Raw genomic sequence first — 18,871 nt, forward strand, 5'->3', positions numbered from 1 at the left:
CACTATGAGTGCTCTTTCAAAGGGATGGTCCGCGGCCGTTCCAGCCAGGCGCCTTCGCCATCGGAAACGATTTCGACCACATCGACTTGCGAGCCGCTGATGGCGACGATCCGCCCATCGTTACGCCCCAGGTAATCGCCGACTTTCAATCGATGCACCCCACCCGCCCCGCGCAGCAGCGCAAAGGAACCGGAGGCATTGGAGATGGTGCCGACCATTTCAAACTGCTCGATGTTGAAACCTTCGAGGTACTGCTTGACCCGATTGGGGTCAGGTTTGACGTTGCGCGAACCGTGCTTCTGGCCGGCCAGGTCAACTCGGACCTGCCGGGAAAACGGGCTGCGCAGGTTAGCGGCGCTGTAAGTGAATGTGGGGTAAGACCGGAATGTGGGTGTTGGTTCAATCTTGCCCGGTGGACGCAGGCGCACTTCGTTGAGGTAAGCGTCCAGATCACCGAAGCCATTGTCGCCGCCGCAACCGGCCAGACCTGCCATGACGACAACCATCGATAAGTAACGAAACGGGGTCATTTTTGCAGCCCCTTATCGTTGTAGCGATAGGTCTTGGCGAGGATGCTCATGCGCAGCTTCGTCCCGCCGTCAGGGTTAGCCGGTGCAAGGTCGAAGTCATGCAGGGTGACGATGCGCGGCAGCCCGGCCACGCCACTGACGAAGGTCGCCAGGTCGTGGTAAGCGCCGGTGACGGTGATCTGGATCGGCAACTCGATGTAGAACTGCTGAGTAACTTCCGGCAGCAATTTGATCTCTTCGAATTCCAGACCGCTGCCCAGACCCGTGCGGGTAATGTCCTCCAGCAGGCCGGGCACTTCAGTGTCGCTGGGCAATTGCCGCAACAGTACGCCGAAAGAGTTTTCCATCGCCTTCATCTGCTGGGTGTAGAGCTCCAGGTTCGCCGCCATGCTGGCCTTGCTGGCGAACTGATCCTTGAGCGTCGACTCCTCTGCGCGCTTGAGATCGAGTTCGTTCTGCATGTCGCTGATGAAAAAGTTGTAACCGAGCCCCAGCACCAGAGCCATCAGCAGGATGCCCGCCGCCGCTTTGATTGCCGGGGGCCAGGACCCGATGTTGTTGGTGTCCAGATCGTTGATGTCGATCTTGCGCAGCCCTTCGAACCATTCGGATGGCCTCATTTAGCGACCTCCATCGTGGCTGGTTGAGTCTGACGAACGGTTAGCTGAAAAACGTTGGCCTGGTCCAACTGACCGGCGGTCGTCGCCTTGACCTCAGTCAGGCTCGGCGCGTCGAACCAGTCCGAGGCGTCGAGATTGCGCATCAGCTCCGATACCTTGTTGTTCGACTCTGCCGCACCGGTGATCGCCAGGGTCTTGCCGGTCATTTTCACTTCAGTGAAATACACCCCGTCCGGCAGGGTACGTGCCAATTGGTCAAAGATTCGACCGCTGATCTGACGGTTGCCTTGCAGGTCCTGGATGATGCGCATGCGCTCCACCAACTGCTGACGGCGGGCCTTGAGGTCGCTGATTTGCTTGATGCGCTCATCGACCACGGCAATCTGTTTGCCCAGGTAATCGTTGCGGGCCACTTGCTGGCTGATGGCGCCGCTGATGAGTTGATCGCCAATGACGACCAAACCCACCGACCCGACCAGCACACCCACCAACACCAATAGAAAGCGTTTGCGACGCTCTTCGCGCAGTTCTTCACGCCACGGTAAAAGGTTGATCCGCGCCATCAGTCGAAACTCCTGAGGGCCAGACCACAAGCAATCATCAGGGCCGGGGCATCACTGGCGAGGGCGCCGGCGTTGACCTTGCTGCTCAGCGCCATGTCGGCGAAGGGATTGGCAACCTGGGTCGGCGTACCCAGCCGCTGCTCGATCAGCCGATCAAGCCCCGGAACCGAGGCGGTGCCGCCGGCCAACAAGATATGATCGACCGCGTTGTACTGGCCGGACGCAAAGAAAAACTGCAATGAACGAGAGACCTGCTGCACCAGGGCATCGCGAAACGGCTGCAGCACCTCGCTGACGTAGTCGTCCGGCAAACCGCCCTGCTTCTTCGCCAACCCGGCCTGCTCGATGGTCAGGCCGTAGCGACGCTGGATTTCTTCGGTGAGTTGGCGACCGCCGAACAATTGTTCGCGGGTGTAGATGATCCGGCCGTTGTGCAGCACGCTCAGGGTGGTCATGGTCGCGCCGATGTCGACCACGGCGACGGTGGAGCGCTCTTGATTGGCGGCGAGCTGGGGCGCCAGCAGGCCAAAGGAGCGCTCCAGGGCGTAGGCCTCGACGTCCACCACTTTGGCGGTCAGTCCGGCCAGGGCCAGGGCGGCCTCACGGACCTCGACATTTTCTTTTCGACAGGCGGCTAGTAGCACATTGACCCGTTCGGGGTTGCGCACCGATACGCCCTGGACTTCAAAGTCGATGGCGACTTCGTCCAATGGGTAAGGAATGTATTGATCGGCCTCGATCTTGAGCTGGTTTTCCATCTCGTCGTCGGACAGCCCGGCGTCCATCTCGATGGTCTTGGTGATCACCGCCGAACCGGCCACCGCGACGGCGACATTGCGGATACCGGTCCGGGCCTTGAGCAGCACGCGCGCGAGTGCCTGGCCCACACCTTCGAGCTCGGCGATGTTTTTCTCGATCACTGCACTGGCCGGCAGCGGTTCGACCGCGTAGGCCTCGACCCGGTAGCGGTCGCCCTGGCGGCTCAGCTCCAGAAGCTTCACCGACGTGGAGCTGATGTCGATCCCCAGAAGCGTTCTGGTCTTTTTATTGAAGAGTCCTAGCACTACCAATTCCCTATGACTATCCGTGAGTTACGGACTCTGTAATGTGCATTGCGTTCAATCCCTGCGTCTTGACAGAAGCGCAAATGACGCCCACCACGGAAAAATGCTTATAATGCCCAGCGTTTTTTTCCGCTTTTACTGCCAGCGCGGGTCGTTCTCTGTGTAGTCGAGACCCTGACGCCAAATTCATTCTTTGCCCTGGATGTTCAAACGCCTTGATTCGTCTGCTGAAATTTTTCGGTTGGTCCATCGTCGCCGTTTTCTGCGGACTGCTTTTAGGTCTCAGTGGCGCCTATCTTTACCTTAGTCCGGGTTTGCCGTCCGTGGAGGCGCTGAGAAGCATTCAGTTGCAGATTCCCCTCCGGGTCTACAGCAGCGATAACAAGTTGATTGCCGAATTTGGCGAGATGCGCCGCACTCCGATCCGTTTCGCCGACATTCCCCCCAATTTCATCAATGCGTTACTAAGTGCTGAAGACGATAACTTCGCCAACCACTATGGCGTCGACCCCAGCAGCCTGATGCGCGCCGCGACCCAATTGGTCAAAAGCGGTCACATCCAGTCCGGCGGCAGCACCATCACCATGCAGGTGGCGAAGAACTTCTTCCTGACCAGCGAACGCAGCTTCTCGCGCAAAACCACCGAAATTCTCCTGGCCCTGCAGATCGAACGACAGCTGACCAAGGACGAGATCCTTGAGCTGTACGTCAACAAGATCTACCTGGGTAACCGCGCCTACGGCATCGAGGCGGCGGCGCAGGTCTACTACGGCAAATCGATTCGTGATGTGAGTCTGGCGCAAATGGCGATGATCGCCGGCCTGCCGAAAGCGCCGTCACGCTTCAACCCGCTGGCCAACCCGGCCCGCAGCAAGGAGCGTCGCGACTGGATTCTGGGGCGCATGTACAAGCTCGGGAAAATCACCGAAGCCGACTACACCACCGCGATCAACGAACCGCTGAACGCCAGCTATCACGTGCCGACCCCGGAAGTGAACGCGCCGTACATCGCCGAAATGGCCCGCGCCGAAATGGTCGGCCGTTATGGCAGCGACGCCTACACCGAAGGTTTCCGCGTCACCACTACCGTGCCGAGTAATCTGCAGGAAATGGCCAACACCGCGGTTCACGAAGGTTTGATGACCTACGACCAGCGTCACGGCTATCGCGGCCCTGAGTCGCGTCTGCCGGGCAAGACCCGTGAAGCCTGGGCCACCGAGCTGACCAAGCAGCGCACCATCAGCAGCCTGGAACCGGCCATCGTCACTCAGGTCGACAAGAACGGCCTGCAAGTGATGACCCGCACCGGCGACGAACACGTCGGCTGGGACAGCATGAAATGGGCGCGGCCATTCCTGAACACCAACAGCATGGGCGCCAATCCGAAGCAGCCGGCGGACGTGGCCCAGGTCGGTGACCTGATTCGCGTGCAACGCCAGCCGGACAACTCGCTGAAGTTCAGCCAGATTCCACAGGCCCAAGGCGCATTGGTATCCCTGGATCCGCAGAACGGCGCGATCCGTTCGCTGGTCGGCGGCTTCGCGTTCGAGCAGAGCAATTACAACCGTGCCTTGCAGGCGAAGCGCCAGCCGGGTTCGAGCTTCAAGCCATTCGTCTACAGCGCCGCCCTGGATAACGGCTACACCGCCGCGACCCTGGTGAACGACGCGCCGATCGTGTTTGTCGATGAATACCTGGACAAGGTCTGGCGCCCGAAGAACGACACCAACACCTTCCTCGGCCCGATCCGCCTGCGTGAAGGCCTGTACAAGTCGCGCAACCTGGTGTCGATCCGACTGGTGCAGGCGCTGGGCGTCGATCGCACTATCGACTACATCAGCAAGTTCGGCTTCAACAAGCAGGATCTGCCGCGCAACCTGTCCCTGGCGCTGGGCACCGCGACGCTGACGCCGATGGAAATCGCCACCGGCTGGAGCACCTTCGCCAACGGCGGCTACAAGATCACGCCGTACATCATCGACAAGATCGAAAGCCGCAATGGCGACACGCTGTTCGTCGCCAACCCGCCGAGCGTACCTCAGGGCGATGCGGCGACCGCAGGCCTGGCCGCACCGGTCGCGCAGCCGTTTACGGTCAACGCGACCCCGGGCGAGGCACCCGCCGCTCCCGGCACGCTGCCGCAAACCCCGGCGCTGGCTGAGCGGATTGTCGATGGCCGCACCACGTTCATCCTCAACAGCATGCTTGAGGACGTGATCAAGCTCGGCACCGGCCGCCGCGCGCTGGCCCTGGGCCGTCCCGACATTGCGGGCAAGACCGGTACCACCAACGAATCCAAGGATGCGTGGTTCTCCGGCTATAACGCCGATTACGTGACCACGGTCTGGACCGGTTTCGACCAGCCAGAAAGCCTGGGTCGCAAGGAATTCGGTGGCACCGTCGCGCTGCCGATCTGGATGAACTACATGGGCGCCGCGCTTAAAGGCAAACCGCCGCATACGCAAGCCGAGCCGGAAGGCATCCTGAGTCTGCGGGTTGACCCGGTGAGCGGCCGTGCGGCCACGCCAAGTACGCCTGGGGCCTACTTCGAGCTGTTCAAGGCCGAAGACACGCCACCGTCGGTGAACGAGCTGGGCAACGGCACAGCGCCGGGCAGCCCGCTGCCAGCGGATGAAGCGGCGCCGATCGATTTGTTCTAGAGAAGCAGCGGCAAGCTTTAAGCTGCAAGCCTCAAGTAAAAGCAAGAGCCGTGCGCCACGCTCCTGACTTGCAGCTTGTAGCTTGCCACTTGAAGCCCATAAAAAAACCCAGCACTTGGCTGGGTTTTTTTATGGGCGCTGCTGTTATCCGTTGAACACGTCATCCACGCTTTTCAGCGGGTAGTTCTTCGGATACGGCAGGGTTGCCACACCAGTCTCGATGGCAGCCTTGGCCACGGCATCGGAGATCACGGTGATCAGGCGGGCGTCCATTGGTTTCGGGATGATGTACTCACGACCGAATTCCAGTTTGATGCCGCCGTAGGCGTCGCACACTTCCTGAGGAACCGGCAGCTTGGCCAGTTCACGCAGGGCGTTGGCAGCAGCCACTTTCATTTCTTCGTTGATGCGCTTGGCGCGAACGTCCAGGGCACCGCGGAAGATGAACGGGAAGCCCAGCACGTTGTTGACCTGGTTCGGGTAGTCCGAACGGCCGGTGGCCATGATCACGTCGTCACGGGTGGCGTGCGCCAGTTCCGGGGCGATTTCCGGATCCGGGTTCGAGCACGCGAACACGATCGGGTTGGCCGCCATGGACTTCAGGCCTTCAGCGCTCAGCAGGTTCGGGCCGGACAGGCCAACGAATACGTCAGCACCGGTCAGGGCGTCAGCCAGGGTGCGCTTGTCGGTCGCGTGAGCGAAGACAGCCTTGTACTGGTTCAGGTCGTCACGGCCGGAGTGGATCACACCGGTACGGTCAACCATGAAGATGTTTTCGATGTTGGCGCCCATGCTCACCAGCAATTTCATGCAGGAGATGGCGGCCGCACCGGCGCCCAGGCAGACGATCTTGGCGTCAGCCAAGGTTTTGCCAGCAATTTCCAGGGCGTTGATCATGCCGGCGGCGGTAACGATCGCGGTGCCGTGCTGGTCATCGTGGAATACCGGAATGTCGCACTGCTCGATCAGAGCACGTTCGATCTCAAAGCACTCAGGTGCCTTGATGTCTTCCAGGTTGATGCCACCGAAGGTGATGGAGATACGCTTGACGGTGTCGATGAAGGCTTGCGGGCTTTCGGAGTCGACTTCGATGTCGAAAACGTCGATACCGGCGAAGCGCTTGAACAGTACACCCTTACCTTCCATCACTGGCTTGGAAGCCAATGGGCCGAGGTTACCCAGGCCGAGAATTGCGGTGCCATCGGAAATGACTGCAACCAGGTTGCCTTTACCGGTGTATTTGTAGGCCAGTTCAGGATCGCGGGCGATTTCGCGTACTGGTTCGGCTACGCCGGGGCTGTAGGCCAGCGACAGATCGCGGGCGGTAGCGGTGGCCTTGGTGAGCTCGACACTCAGCTTCCCTGGACGAGGATGGGCGTGATATTCGAGAGCGGCAGTTTTCAAATCAGACATGTGGGCATTCCGCTTTTACTGTTGGACAGACGGACCGCCGAGGATACGCGTGTCGTAAAGTCCCTACAAGACTGACCGGTCACCCCTGTCAAGCGCCCTGCCCTACGACTTTGGGCCAAGAGCCACGGAACACAAGGCTTTGACTGTTCACAATCCACTCAAAAAATGTCTACAATTTTTTAAGGCTGCTTCGCTTGAAGCATCGATGGATCGCTTAACGGCAGCAGCCAGCGCGCCTGACCGTCGTTGAGTCCACCACGGCGCGAACGGTCCAGCACCCAGCCCCGAGCCTCGACCTGCTTGCCCTTCAGCCCCTCAAGCGAAGCAACATCGAATTGCCCGAGCAAACTGGGTGCAACGCGCAATACAACCGAATCCTGCAACTCGATCCAAACCCCGCCACGATTGCGTTGCACCTTGCTCACACGACCGCTGAGCACAGCAAAACCGGACGCGCGAATCTGATCCGCTTTCAGCACAGGTGACTGTCGCCACAGCCCGAGACGCGCCTGCCGGGCTACGCGTTCCGCTGACTGCTGGCAAGTCACCAAATCGATATTCGGCGCGATGGCTACCTGAAAACCAAGACCTTCGGCGAGCATTTGCGCTTCGAGGTTGGCGCCATTGGCGCCATAGACATGCGCCAAGGTGCGGCCATAGCGATCCTTGTCCTCTTTCCCCGGCAGCAAACCCACCCGGCCATGGCTGGCAGCCACCATTGCCTCGAGGCGTTTGCGCGCCGCGACAGCGAACGGCTCGTCGGTACGGCCCTGCCGACCCAGCTCCGGGGTGTTCAAGCCGATCATGCGCACACTGCGGCCATCGCTCAGGCGCAGGGTGTCACCGTCCACTACCCGCTGCACGGTGACGGACGTCAAACCGCCCGGCGCCGAACAAAAGGCCTGGGCGCCGGAAAGCCAAATCGCGGACACAAAAAAGGCGCCCGCAAGGGACGCCTTTTTCGTTAGCAAGGAAAAGCCCATAAGGCTTTGGAACCTTACTCTGCTGCAGCAGCAGGTTTCTTGCCAAAAGCACCGAAACGGTCTGCGAAGCGCTGTACACGGCCGCCAGTATCCAGAGTCTTCTGCTTACCGGTGTAGAACGGGTGGCACTCATTGCATACGTCGATCGCCAGAGGCTTGGCCAGGTTCGAACGAGTTTCGAACTTGTTGCCACAGCTGCAGGTAACTGCGGTGATTTCGTATGTTGGATGGATATCGGCTTTCATGGTGTATTCCTCAGGCTAGCGTGCCGCCACTCAACACTATTGTTGAATACCGCACGTAATTAGGCCGCGGATTCTACCAGACAATGACAATCACGCAAGCTGTCGCTTCTACCGACCGTCTGCTAGGCTCCCGACCCAAAGCACACTCACGGTGGGAGCGGGCTTGCTCGCGAAAGCGTTGTGTCAGGCGACATAAATGCTGACTGACACGTCCTCTTCGCGAGCAAGCCCGCTCCCACAGGTATGCGCGCAGCCTTTCATTTATTGCCCGCCCAGAGAGAATCCCCCGCGTGCCCGACGCCATTTTGCGCCTCGCCCTGCCTTCGCCGCTGCGCCGCCTGTTCGATTACCGTGCCCCGGCCGGGGTCTTGCGCGCCCAGTTGCAGCCGGGCATGCGCCTGCGGGTGCCGTTCGGCCGGCGGGAGATGATCGGGATTCTGGTGGAGGTCGCCGACACCAGCGAAGTGCCGGTGGAAAAGCTCAAACCAGCCATTGCCCTGCTCGATGCCACGCCACCGCTGCCGCCCGCGCTGTTCAAGCTGTGCCTGTGGACGTCCCAGTATTACCAGCACAGCCTCGGCGACACCCTGAGCTGGGCGCTGCCAGTGTTGTTGCGCCAGGGCGAACTGGCCGAAGCCCGCCAGGAGCGCTTCTGGTCGGCTGCGCCCGGCGCCAGCCTCGATGATCCGCGCATCGCCCGCGCCCCACGCCAACGTGAAGCCCTGGCGACTCTGGCGCAGCATCCCCACGGCGTCGCCCATCAGTTGCTGAGCAAACTGATGCTGAGCAAGGACAGTCTCGATCTGCTGCTGGCCAAAGACCTGGTGCAAGTGGAAATCCGCAAGCACGCCCCCGACGCCCGCCACGAACATTGGCTGGCCCAACCAGAGTTGCCGCTCAACCCGGAACAACGCGCTGCTTACGAAGCGATCCGCGCCGGGTTCGACAGTTATCACGCGTTCCTGCTCGCGGGCGTCACCGGCAGCGGCAAGACCGAAGTCTACTTGCAGTTGATCCGCGAAACCCTGGAGGCCGGTAAGCAAGCGCTGGTACTGATCCCGGAGATCAACCTCGGCCCGCAGACCCTGGCGCGTTTCGAGCAGCGCTTCAATGCACGCATCGCGCTGATCCACTCGGCGGTCAACGATCGTGAGCGCCTCGAAGCCTGGCTCGCCGCCCGGGACGGCGACGCCGACATTATTATCGGCACCCGCTCGGCTTTGTTCACGCCGATGAAGAACCCCGGCCTGATCATCATCGACGAAGAGCACGACGGTTCCTATAAACAGCAGGAAGGCTTGCGTTACCACGCCCGCGACCTGGCCCTGGTCCGCGCGCGGCAGGAAAACATCCCGATCGTCCTCGGCTCCGCCACGCCTTCGCTGGAAAGCCTGCACAACGCCTACACCGGTCGTTACGGCCTCCTACGCCTGAATGAGCGCGCGGGTGGCGCCAAACAACCGCGCTTCCTACGCCTGGACGTGAAAAGTCGTCCGCTGGACAGCGGAATTTCCGGGCCGATGCAGCAAGCCATCGGCCAGACCCTGGCCGCCGGCCAGCAAGTTTTGGTCTTTCTCAACCGCCGTGGCTTTGCGCCGACTCTGCTATGTCACGATTGCGGCTGGATGTCCGAGTGCCAGCGCTGCGATGCGCGGATGACCGTGCATCAGCGCTCCGGCGAACTGCGCTGCCACCATTGCGGCTACGTCGAACGCGTCCCCCGGCACTGCCCGAAATGCGGAAAGGTCGATTTACGGCCCGTGGGCGCCGGCACCGAGCGCGCCGAGGAACGTTTGGCGATTCTGTTCCCGGATGTGCCGGTGCTGCGGGTCGATCGCGACAGCACCTCACGCAAGGACGCGATGAATCAGCTGTTCGCGACCATCCAGAAAGGCCAGCCGTGCATCCTGGTCGGCACGCAGATGCTTGCCAAAGGGCACCACTTTCCGCGAGTGACGCTGGTGTCGATCCTCGATGCCGACGGCGGTCTGTTTTCCGGCGACTTCCGCGCCAGCGAGCGCATGGCACAGTTAATTGTTCAGGTCGCCGGCCGCGCGGGCCGGGCTGAAGAGCCGGGTCGAGTGATCATCCAGACTCACTTGGCGGACCATCCGCTGCTGGTGCAACTGACCGAACAGGGTTACTTCGCCTTTGCCGAACAAGCCTTGAGCGAACGCCGCGCCGCTGGCCTGCCGCCGTTTGCGCATCTGGCGCTGTTGCGCGCCGAGGCGCACAAACCGGGGCAGGCCGAAGGCTTTCTCGATGAGGCGTGCAGCGAGGCGGAACGATTGCTGGCCGAGCAGAATCTGAGCGGTATCGAATTGCTCGGGCCGGTGCCGGCACCGATGGAACGTCGCGCCGGGCGTTATCGCGCGCAGTTGTTGTTGCAGGCGACGGCGCGGGCGCCATTGCATCGATTGTTGAGCAGTTGGTTGCTGGCGCTGGAGCAGATGCCGAGTGGGCGGGCGGTGCGCTGGTCGCTTGATGTTGATCCTGTGGATTTGTATTGATCGAAATATCGCCACCTGTAGGAGCAAGGCTTGCCCGCGATAGCGCCCTAGAGATCGCCATCGCGGGCAAGCCTTGCTCCTACACGCGAAGAGGCCCTAATTGTCACCACATATCCATAACCTGCCCGCTATAGTTGGCAAGCACGTCCATGCCACGGATAATACCCAGTTTTTCCACTAGCGCACCCAGGCGCCGCCGCGCTTGCGGTCGAAAGAGAACACCATGAAAGACACCATTCGCCAGCTGATCCAACAAGCCATCACCCAACTCGTCAACGAAGGTGTGTTGCCTGAAGGCCTGTCGCCGGCGATCCAGGTGGAAAACTCCCGCGACAAGAAGAACGGCGACTTCGCCAGCAATATCGCGATGATGCTGGCCAAACCGGCGGGCATGAAGCCCCGCGACCTGGCGGAAAAAATCATCGCCGCCCTGCCGGCTGACGAAAACGTCACCAAGACCGAAATCGCCGGCCCGGGGTTCCTGAATTTCTTCCAGAACACCCAGGCCCTGGCCGCGCGCCTGGACGCCGCCCTGGCCGATGATCACGTCGGCGTACGCAAGTCCGGCCCGGCGCAACGCACCGTGGTTGACCTGTCGGCGCCGAACCTGGCCAAAGAGATGCACGTCGGCCACTTGCGTTCGACCATCATCGGCGACGGCGTGGCCCGGGTGCTGGAGTTCCTCGGCGACACCGTGATCCGGCAGAACCACGTCGGCGACTGGGGCACCCAGTTCGGCATGCTGATGGCGTACCTGATGGAGCAGAAGAAATTTGACAGAAGCGGTAACTTGTCAGACTTGGAAGAGTTCTATCGTGCGGCCAAGAAGCGGTTCGACGAAGATCCAGACTTTGCAAATCATGCGCGTCAGTTGGTTGTAGACCTTCAGGCCGGAGATCCCAACTGTCTGGACGTTTGGAAGAGCTTCCGCGATATCTCGCTGTCCCACTGCCAGGCGATCTACGAACAACTGAACGTCAAACTGACCATGGCCGACGTGATGGGCGAAAGTGCCTACAACGACGACCTGATCAACGTGGTCAACGACCTCAAGGCTGCCGGCCTGCTGGTGGAAAGCAACGGCGCCCAGTGCGTGTTCCTCGACGAATTCAAGAACGCTGACGGCGACCCGCTGCCGGTGATCATCGTCAAGGCTGACGGCGGCTACCTCTACGCCACCACCGACCTGGCGGCCGTGCGTTATCGCAGCGGCACGCTGAAGGCTGATCGCGCGTTGTACTTCGTCGACCAGCGCCAGGCCCTGCACTTCCAGCAAGTGTTCCAGGTTGCACGTCTGGCCGGCTTCGTGACGCACCCGATGGAAATGGAACACATGGGCTTCGGCACCATGAACGGCGCCGATGGCCGCCCCTTCAAGACCCGTGATGGCGGCACCGTGAAATTGGTCGACCTGCTGAACGAAGCCAAGGACCGCGCCTACACCCTGGTGAAAGAGAAGAACCCGGAGCTGGCCGAAGACGATTTGCGCAACATCGCCAAGGTCGTGGGCATCGGCGCGGTGAAATACGCCGATCTGTCCAAACACCGCACCAGCGATTACAGCTTCAACTTCGACCTGATGCTGAACTTCGAAGGCAACACCGCGCCATACCTGCTGTACGCCTACACCCGCGTGGCCGGCGTGTTCCGCAAGCTCGGCAAGGACTTCAGCGAAGTCGAAGGCCAGATCGTCCTCGAAGCGGCGCACGAACATGAACTGGCGGCCAAGCTGGCGCAGTTCGGCGAAGTGCTGAACAACGTTTCCGACAAAGGGACGCCGCACATCCTTTGCACCTACCTGTACGATGTCGCCGGCCTGTTCTCCAGCTTCTACGAGAACTGCCCGATCCTCGGCGCCGACACCCCGGCGCAAATGCAAAGCCGTCTGCGCCTCGCCGCGCTGACCGGTCGCACACTCAAGCAAGGCCTGGAACTCTTGGGTCTGGAAACTCTGGAGCGTATGTAAGTTGGCTGCCAAGAAAAAACCTGCACCCAAGCGTGGCGCCAGTCGTTACACCGCTCCTGCCAAACAACCGATCCCGGGCTGGCTGTGGATGGCCATCGGCCTGACGGTCGGCGCGTTTATCGTGTTCCTGATGAAACTGGAACCGGGCAAGGGCAGCGAAAGCGTCAAGCGCGAGAAGATCGAACAGCAGAAAGCCACCAAGATCGCCGAGGCCAACAAGACCCCGCCAAGCCCGACGCAACCGGTGAAGCCGAAGTACGACTTCTACACCTTGCTGCCGGAATCGGAAGTGATCGTGCCGCCGGACGCGGTGCCGGAGAAAACCCTGCCGACGCCACAAGTGCCGGCCGTGCCGACTACGCCGGTGACGCCAGAGCAAGCGGCGAAGATCGACACCGCGCGGGCCCAGGCAGCGCTGGCGGGGATTACTCCGCCACCGCCGCCACCGGTATCGAAAGCGGCGCCCGTGACCAAGTTCTTCTTGCAGGCGGGGTCGTTCCGCAAGGAAGCCGATGCGGATAAGGTTCGTGCGCAGATCATTTTGCTCGGGCAAGCGGTGGCGGTTGAGTCCGGCATGGTCAAGGACGAAACCTGGTATCGCGTATTGGTCGGGCCGTTCAGCAACCGCGAACAACTGACCACCGCCCAGAAACAACTGGCTGGCAGCGGTTTCAGCAACCTGTTGTTACAACAACGCCAGAGCCGCTGATTTCGTCAGAAATACCGAGTTATCGTCCTTCGCGGGCAAGCCTTGCTCCTACAGGAAATGCACCGTTCGCCGAATGTGCGAACGACATAAACCTGTAGGAGCGAGGCTTGCCCGCGAAGGCGCCAGAACAAACAACACACCCTTCCCTGCCAAACACCGCTCGTCCCCTCTCCCTTCCTACAGTTGAAAAAATCTCCACCACCCCCATATGAGTTGGCATAAGGCATTTTCGCCCCGCTGCGTGGAGACTCTCCCTTGACCACCATCGTTTCAGTTCGCCGCCACGGCAAAGTCGTCATGGGCGGCGACGGCCAGGTTTCGCTCGGCAATACCGTGATGAAAGGCAACGCGAAGAAAGTTCGTCGCCTGTATCACGGCCAGGTCATCGCCGGTTTTGCAGGGGCTACCGCTGACGCCTTCACCCTGTTCGAGCGTTTTGAAGGTCAGCTCGAAAAACATCAGGGTCACCTGGTTCGCGCCGCCGTCGAACTCGCCAAAGAATGGCGCACCGACCGCTCCCTCAGCCGCCTCGAAGCCATGCTCGCGGTCGCCAACAAAGACGCCTCCTTGATCATCACCGGCAACGGTGACGTGGTTGAACCCGAAGAAGGCCTGATCGCCATGGGTTCCGGCGGCGGTTACGCCCAGGCCGCCGCGAGTGCCCTGCTGAAGAAAACCGATCTGTCGGCTCGGGAAATCGTCGAAACCGCGCTCGGCATCGCCGGCGACATCTGTGTATTCACCAACCACACCTTCACCATTGAGGAGCAGGACCTCGCCGAGTAAGCCTGTTTCGGCCTAGCGCCACGGCTCACTTTTGCCAGAGGACCGCCAATTACTATGTCCATGACTCCCCGTGAAATCGTCCACGAACTCAATCGCCATATCATCGGCCAGGACGATGCCAAGCGCGCCGTCGCCATCGCGCTGCGTAACCGCTGGCGCCGGATGCAGCTGCCGGAAGAGCTGCGTGTTGAAGTCACCCCCAAGAACATCCTGATGATCGGCCCGACCGGCGTCGGTAAAACCGAGATCGCCCGTCGCCTGGCCAAACTGGCCAACGCGCCGTTCATCAAGGTCGAAGCGACCAAGTTCACCGAAGTCGGCTATGTCGGCCGTGACGTCGAATCGATCATCCGTGACCTCGCTGACGCCGCGATCAAGCTGCTGCGCGAACAGGAAATGACCAAGGTTCGCCACCGCGCCGAAGACGCCGCCGAAGATCGCATCCTCGACGCCCTGCTGCCACCGGCACGCATGGGTTTCAGTAACGAAGACGCCGGATCGGCCAGCGATTCCAACACCCGTCAGCTGTTCCGCAAGCGCTTGCGTGAAGGTCAGCTGGATGACAAGGAGATCGAAATCGAAGTCGCCGAAGTGGCGGGTGTCGATATCTCCGCGCCACCGGGCATGGAAGAGATGACCAACCAGTTGCAGAGCCTGTTCGCCAACATGGGCAAGGGCAAACGCAAGAGCCGCAAGCTCAAGGTCAAGGAAGCGCTGAAACTGGTGCGTGACGAAGAAGCCGGGCGCCTGGTCAACGAAGAAGAGTTGAAAGCCAAGGCCCTGGAAGCGGTCGAGCAGCATGGCATCGTGTTCATCGACGAAATCGACAAGGTCGCCAAGCGCGGCAATTCCGGTGGCGTCGATGTGTCCCGCGAAGGCGTGCAGCGTGACTTGCTGCCGCTGATCGAAGGCTGCACCGTCAACACCAAACTGGGCATGGTCAAGACTGATCACATCCTGTTCATCGCCTCCGGTGCGTTCCACCTGAGCAAGCCGAGCGATCTGGTGCCTGAGCTGCAAGGTCGTCTGCCGATCCGCGTCGAACTGAAGGCGCTGACCCCGGAAGACTTCGAGCGCATTCTCAGCGAACCACACGCCTCGCTCACCGAGCAATATTGCGCGCTGCTGAAAACCGAAGGCCTGGTGATCGAGTTCCAGCCGGACGGGATCAAGCGCATCGCCGAGATCGCCTGGCAGGTCAACGAGAAAACCGAGAACATCGGTGCCCGTCGCCTGCACACACTGCTTGAGCGTCTGCTGGAAGAGGTGTCGTTCAGCGCCGGCGACCTGGCCAGCGCCCACGACGACAAGGTGATCCTGATCGACGCCGACTACGTCAACAGCCACCTCGGCGAATTGGCGCAGAACGAAGACCTGTCCCGTTACATTCTGTAAAGCCTCAAGTTGCAAGCTACAAGCGTCAAGCTGATCGCGTTAAGCTTGCAGCTTGTAGCTTGCCACCCAAGGCCCTTTCTATGATTCCCACCGACATCAAGCTGCACAAAGCCTCGAAAACCCTGTCGCTGAAATACGCGTCCGGCGAGGAATATCACCTGCCCGCCGAGTTCCTGCGCGTGCACTCTCCTTCCGCCGAGGTCCAGGGCCACGGCAAACCTATCCTGCAATTTGGCAAGATCGCCGTTGGCCTGAGCAAGGTAGAACCGGCCGGTCAGTACGCACTGAAATTGACCTTCGACGATGGCCACGACAGCGGCCTGTTCACCTGGGAATATCTCTATCAGTTGGCGGTGCGCCAAGAGGACCTTTGGAACGATTATCTTGCCGAGCTCAAAGCCGCCGGCAAAACCCGTGATCCGAGCCAGTCCGTCGTCAAGCTGATGCTCTAGGTCAGGCCTCTTGCTCTTTAGAGGGCATTTTCTAATTTCATCTGTTTGAATGCTCCGCTGTAAGGCCGAGGATCGGCCCGCTTGCGAAAAAAATTAAACTCGGGTAACCAATGGAACTGGCAAGTTCCCTGCAGTGCTCGTTGTGTTGAAAAAGCAGCGATGCAGTATTAACGGTCACCCGAGCAGCAGTACCTGGCATTGGTTGTGTGACTACACGGCTGGGCTCAGGTACTCGTCTCAGGACAATGGAGCGTCGTAGATGAGTAACAAGAACAACGATGACCTGAAGTATCAAGCCTCGGAAAACACCCTGGGGCTTAATCCTGTTGTTGGGCTGCGTGGAAAGGATCTACTGGCTTCTGCTCGGATGGTGCTCAGGCAGGCCATCAAACAACCGATTCACAGCGTCAAGCACGTCGCTCATTTCGGCCTCGAACTCAAGAATGTGCTGTTCGGCAAATCCGAGCTGCAACCGCCGGGTGATGATCGTCGCTTCAACGATCCGGCCTGGAGCCAGAACCCGCTCTACAAACGTTATCTGCAAACTTACCTGGCGTGGCGCAAGGAACTCCACGACTGGATCGACGACAGCAGCCTGTCGCCCAAAGATGTTGCTCGCGGGCACTTCGTGATCAACCTCATGACCGAAGCCATGGCCCCGACCAACAGTGCGGCCAACCCTGCGGCGGTCAAGCGCTTCTTCGAAACCGGCGGCAAGAGCCTGCTCGATGGCCTCTCCCATTTGGCCAAGGACATCGTGCACAACGGCGGCATGCCGAGCCAGGTCAATATGGGCGCGTTCGAAGTCGGCAAGAGCCTGGGCGTGACCGAAGGCGCCGTGGTGTTTCGCAACGACGTACTGGAGCTGATCCAGTACCGGCCAATCACCGAGCAGGTGCACGAGCGCCCATTGCTGGTGGTACCGCCGCAGATCAACAAGTTCTATGTATTCGACCTGAGCCCGGACAAGAGCCTGGCGCGCTTCTGCCTGCGCAACAACGTGCAGACCTTCATTGTCAGTTGGCGCAACCCGACCAAGGAACAACGCGAGTGGGGCCTGTCCACCTACATCGAAGCGCTCAAGGAAGCGGTCGATGTGGTGATGGCGATCACCGGCAGTAAAGACGTGAACATGCTCGGTGCCTGCTCCGGCGGCATCACCTGCACCGCCCTGCTGGGTCACTACGCCGCGATCGGCGAGAAGAAGGTCAACGCCCTGACCTTGCTGGTGAGCGTGCTGGACACCACCCTGGACAGCGACGTGGCCCTGTTCGTCGACGAGCAGACCCTCGAAGCCGCCAAGCGCCATTCCTACCAGGCCGGCGTGCTGGAAGGCCGCGACATGGCCAAAGTCTTCGCCTGGATGCGCCCCAACGACCTGATCTGGAACTACTGGGTCAACAACTACCTGCTGGGCAATGAACCGCCGGTGTTCGACATCCTGTTCTGGAACAACGACACCACCCGGTTACCGGCGGCGTTCCACGGCGATCTGATCGAGATGTTCAAAAGCAATCCGCTGATCCGCCCCAACGCCCTGGAAGTGTGCGGCACCGCGATCGACCTGAAGCAGGTCACTGCCGACATCTTTTCCCTGGCCGGTACCAACGATCACATCACGCCGTGGAAGTCTTGCTACAAGTCGGCGCAACTGTTCGGCGGCAACGTGGAATTCGTGCTGTCCAGCAGCGGGCACATTCAAAGCATTCTGAACCCGCCGGGCAACCCGAAGTCGCGCTACATGACCAGCACCGAGATGCCGGTAAAGGCCGAGGACTGGCAAGAAAACTCCACCAAACACACCGATTCCTGGTGGCTGCACTGGCAGGCCTGGCAGGCCGAGCGTTCGGGCAAGCTGAAGAAATCCCCGACCACTTTGGGCAACAAAACCTACACGGCGGGCGAAGCTGCGCCGGGTACCTACGTGCATGAGCGGTAACTGACACACCTTGCTTCCTGTGGGAGCGGGCTTGCTCGCGAAAGCGGTCATTCATTCAACATTGATGTCGACTGACCTGACGCCTTCGCGAGCAAGCCCGCTCCCACAGGGGGATCGAGGATGAATTTGAGAGAGTGACCCACAGGGCCTGAAGCATGCCGCAACCGTTCATTTTTCGTACCGTCGACCTGGATGGCCAGACCCTCCGCACCGCGGTACGCCCCGGCAAGCCTCACTTGACGCCCTTGCTGATTTTCAACGGCATCGGCGCCAACCTGGAGCTGGTGTTTCCGTTCGTCGCGGCGCTGGACCCGGACCTGGAAGTCATTGCCTTCGACGTTCCCGGTGTCGGCGGTTCGTCGACGCCGAACCGGCCGTATCGTTTTCCGGGATTGGCCAAACTGACGGCACGGATGCTCGACTATCTCGACTACGGACAAGTCAACGTGATCGGCGTGTCCTGGGGCGGCGCCCTGGCGCAGCAATTCGCCTACGACTATCCCGAGCGCTGCAAAAAACTGGTGCTCGCCGCCACCGCCGCCGGTGCGGTGATGGTGCCGGGCAAGCCGAAAGTACTGTGGATGATGGCCAGCCCCCGGCGTTACATCCAGCCGTCCCACGTGATTCGCATTGCGCCGATGATCTACGGCGGCTCGTTCCGGCGCGATCCGACACTGGCCGCCAGCCACGCGGCGAAGGTCCGTTCGGCGGGCAAGCTCGGTTACTACTGGCAACTGTTCGCCGGCCTCGGCTGGACCAGCATTCACTGGCTGCACAAGATCCATCAGCCGACGCTGGTACTGGCCGGCGATGACGATCCGCTGATCCCGCTGATCAACATGCGCATGCTTGCCTGGCGCATCCCCAACGCCCAGTTGCACATCATCGATGACGGGCATCTGTTCCTGATCACCCGCGCCGAAGCGGTGGCGCCGATCATCATGAAATTTCTTGAGGAAGAACGTCAGCGTGCGGTGATGCATCCGCACCCGACACCATTGGGCGGCTAATGAGCCCAATGTCGGACGGCAGGACG

General features: G+C 60.7%; 16 protein-coding genes. 9 read left to right on the forward strand and 7 right to left on the reverse strand.

What is annotated here, in order from left to right:
- Positions 1 to 2: 2 nt before the first annotated feature.
- Genes HB680_RS19215 through HB680_RS19230 form a run of 4 tightly spaced genes read right to left on the reverse strand, consistent with a single transcriptional unit; the run spans position 3 to position 2,777 of the window.
- Complete coding sequence (locus HB680_RS19215) at positions 3 to 530, reverse strand: pilus assembly protein PilP (protein WP_213940127.1); 528 nt, start codon at positions 528 to 530, stop codon at positions 3 to 5.
- Positions 527 to 1,150, reverse strand: coding sequence for a type 4a pilus biogenesis protein PilO (gene pilO / locus HB680_RS19220; protein WP_213940128.1), 624 nt, complete (start codon positions 1,148 to 1,150; stop codon positions 527 to 529). The genes HB680_RS19215 and pilO overlap by 4 nt, the downstream gene beginning before the upstream one ends.
- Positions 1,147 to 1,713 (reverse strand): PilN domain-containing protein, encoded by a 567-nt coding sequence (locus HB680_RS19225; protein WP_213940129.1) that lies wholly within the window; start codon positions 1,711 to 1,713, stop codon positions 1,147 to 1,149. The genes pilO and HB680_RS19225 overlap by 4 nt, the downstream gene beginning before the upstream one ends.
- On the reverse strand, positions 1,713 to 2,777 hold the full coding sequence (locus HB680_RS19230; RefSeq protein WP_213940130.1) for a type IV pilus assembly protein PilM: 1,065 nt from the start codon (positions 2,775 to 2,777) through the stop codon (positions 1,713 to 1,715). Before HB680_RS19230 ends, HB680_RS19225 begins: the two co-directional genes overlap by 1 nt.
- 215 nt (positions 2,778 to 2,992) lie before the next feature.
- Between HB680_RS19230 and HB680_RS19235 the strand changes: the two genes are divergently transcribed.
- The gene (locus HB680_RS19235; protein WP_213940131.1) at positions 2,993 to 5,437 is read left to right on the forward strand and encodes a penicillin-binding protein 1A; all 2,445 of its coding nucleotides are present in this window, start codon (positions 2,993 to 2,995) and stop codon (positions 5,435 to 5,437) included.
- Between the two features lie 144 nt (positions 5,438 to 5,581).
- On the opposite strand, the gene HB680_RS19240 is transcribed toward HB680_RS19235, so the two are convergent.
- The 3 genes from HB680_RS19240 to rpmE form a co-directional block, all read right to left on the reverse strand.
- Positions 5,582 to 6,850: a malic enzyme-like NAD(P)-binding protein gene (locus tag HB680_RS19240; protein ID WP_010464435.1), complete on the reverse strand. Its 1,269-nt coding sequence runs from the start codon at positions 6,848 to 6,850 to the stop codon at positions 5,582 to 5,584.
- 179 nt (positions 6,851 to 7,029) lie between these two features.
- Positions 7,030 to 7,833 (reverse strand): thermonuclease family protein, encoded by an 804-nt coding sequence (locus tag HB680_RS19245; protein WP_213940132.1) that lies wholly within the window; start codon positions 7,831 to 7,833, stop codon positions 7,030 to 7,032.
- Positions 7,834 to 7,847: 14 nt separating this feature from the next.
- Positions 7,848 to 8,078, reverse strand: a complete 231-nt coding sequence (gene rpmE / locus HB680_RS19250) for a 50S ribosomal protein L31 (protein WP_017336116.1) — start codon at positions 8,076 to 8,078, stop codon at positions 7,848 to 7,850.
- A 290-nt stretch (positions 8,079 to 8,368) separates the two neighbouring features.
- Here rpmE and HB680_RS19255 point away from each other — a divergent pair, with 290 nt between their 5' ends.
- From HB680_RS19255 to phaZ, 8 genes are all read left to right on the forward strand, one after another.
- On the forward strand, positions 8,369 to 10,588 hold the full coding sequence (locus HB680_RS19255) for a primosomal protein N' (protein ID WP_213940133.1): 2,220 nt from the start codon (positions 8,369 to 8,371) through the stop codon (positions 10,586 to 10,588).
- A gap of 223 nt (positions 10,589 to 10,811) precedes the next feature.
- Positions 10,812 to 12,554: an arginine--tRNA ligase gene (argS, locus tag HB680_RS19260; protein ID WP_213940134.1), complete on the forward strand. Its 1,743-nt coding sequence runs from the start codon at positions 10,812 to 10,814 to the stop codon at positions 12,552 to 12,554.
- A 1-nt stretch (position 12,555) separates the two neighbouring features.
- Entirely contained in the window at positions 12,556 to 13,263 is a 708-nt protein-coding gene (locus HB680_RS19265) for an SPOR domain-containing protein (RefSeq protein ID WP_213940135.1), read from the forward strand.
- Positions 13,264 to 13,518: 255 nt separating this feature from the next.
- On the forward strand, positions 13,519 to 14,049 hold the full coding sequence (gene hslV, locus HB680_RS19270) for an ATP-dependent protease subunit HslV (protein ID WP_007899242.1): 531 nt from the start codon (positions 13,519 to 13,521) through the stop codon (positions 14,047 to 14,049).
- 54 nt (positions 14,050 to 14,103) lie between these two features.
- Positions 14,104 to 15,444, forward strand: coding sequence for an ATP-dependent protease ATPase subunit HslU (gene hslU / locus HB680_RS19275; RefSeq protein WP_213940136.1), 1,341 nt, complete (start codon positions 14,104 to 14,106; stop codon positions 15,442 to 15,444).
- An 80-nt stretch (positions 15,445 to 15,524) separates the two neighbouring features.
- Positions 15,525 to 15,896: a DUF971 domain-containing protein gene (locus tag HB680_RS19280; protein ID WP_213940137.1), complete on the forward strand. Its 372-nt coding sequence runs from the start codon at positions 15,525 to 15,527 to the stop codon at positions 15,894 to 15,896.
- Between the two features lie 259 nt (positions 15,897 to 16,155).
- On the forward strand, positions 16,156 to 17,835 hold the full coding sequence (gene phaC, locus HB680_RS19285) for a class II poly(R)-hydroxyalkanoic acid synthase (protein WP_213940138.1): 1,680 nt from the start codon (positions 16,156 to 16,158) through the stop codon (positions 17,833 to 17,835).
- A gap of 155 nt (positions 17,836 to 17,990) precedes the next feature.
- Positions 17,991 to 18,845 carry a poly(3-hydroxyalkanoate) depolymerase gene (gene phaZ, locus HB680_RS19290; RefSeq protein ID WP_123511108.1) on the forward strand — a complete coding sequence of 285 codons (855 nt, stop codon included), beginning with the start codon at positions 17,991 to 17,993 and terminating at the stop codon, positions 18,843 to 18,845.
- The last annotated feature ends 26 nt before the right edge of the window (positions 18,846 to 18,871 follow it).

Source organism: Pseudomonas sp. dw_612, assembly GCF_018449725.1.
Classification (GTDB): domain Bacteria; phylum Pseudomonadota; class Gammaproteobacteria; order Pseudomonadales; family Pseudomonadaceae; genus Aquipseudomonas.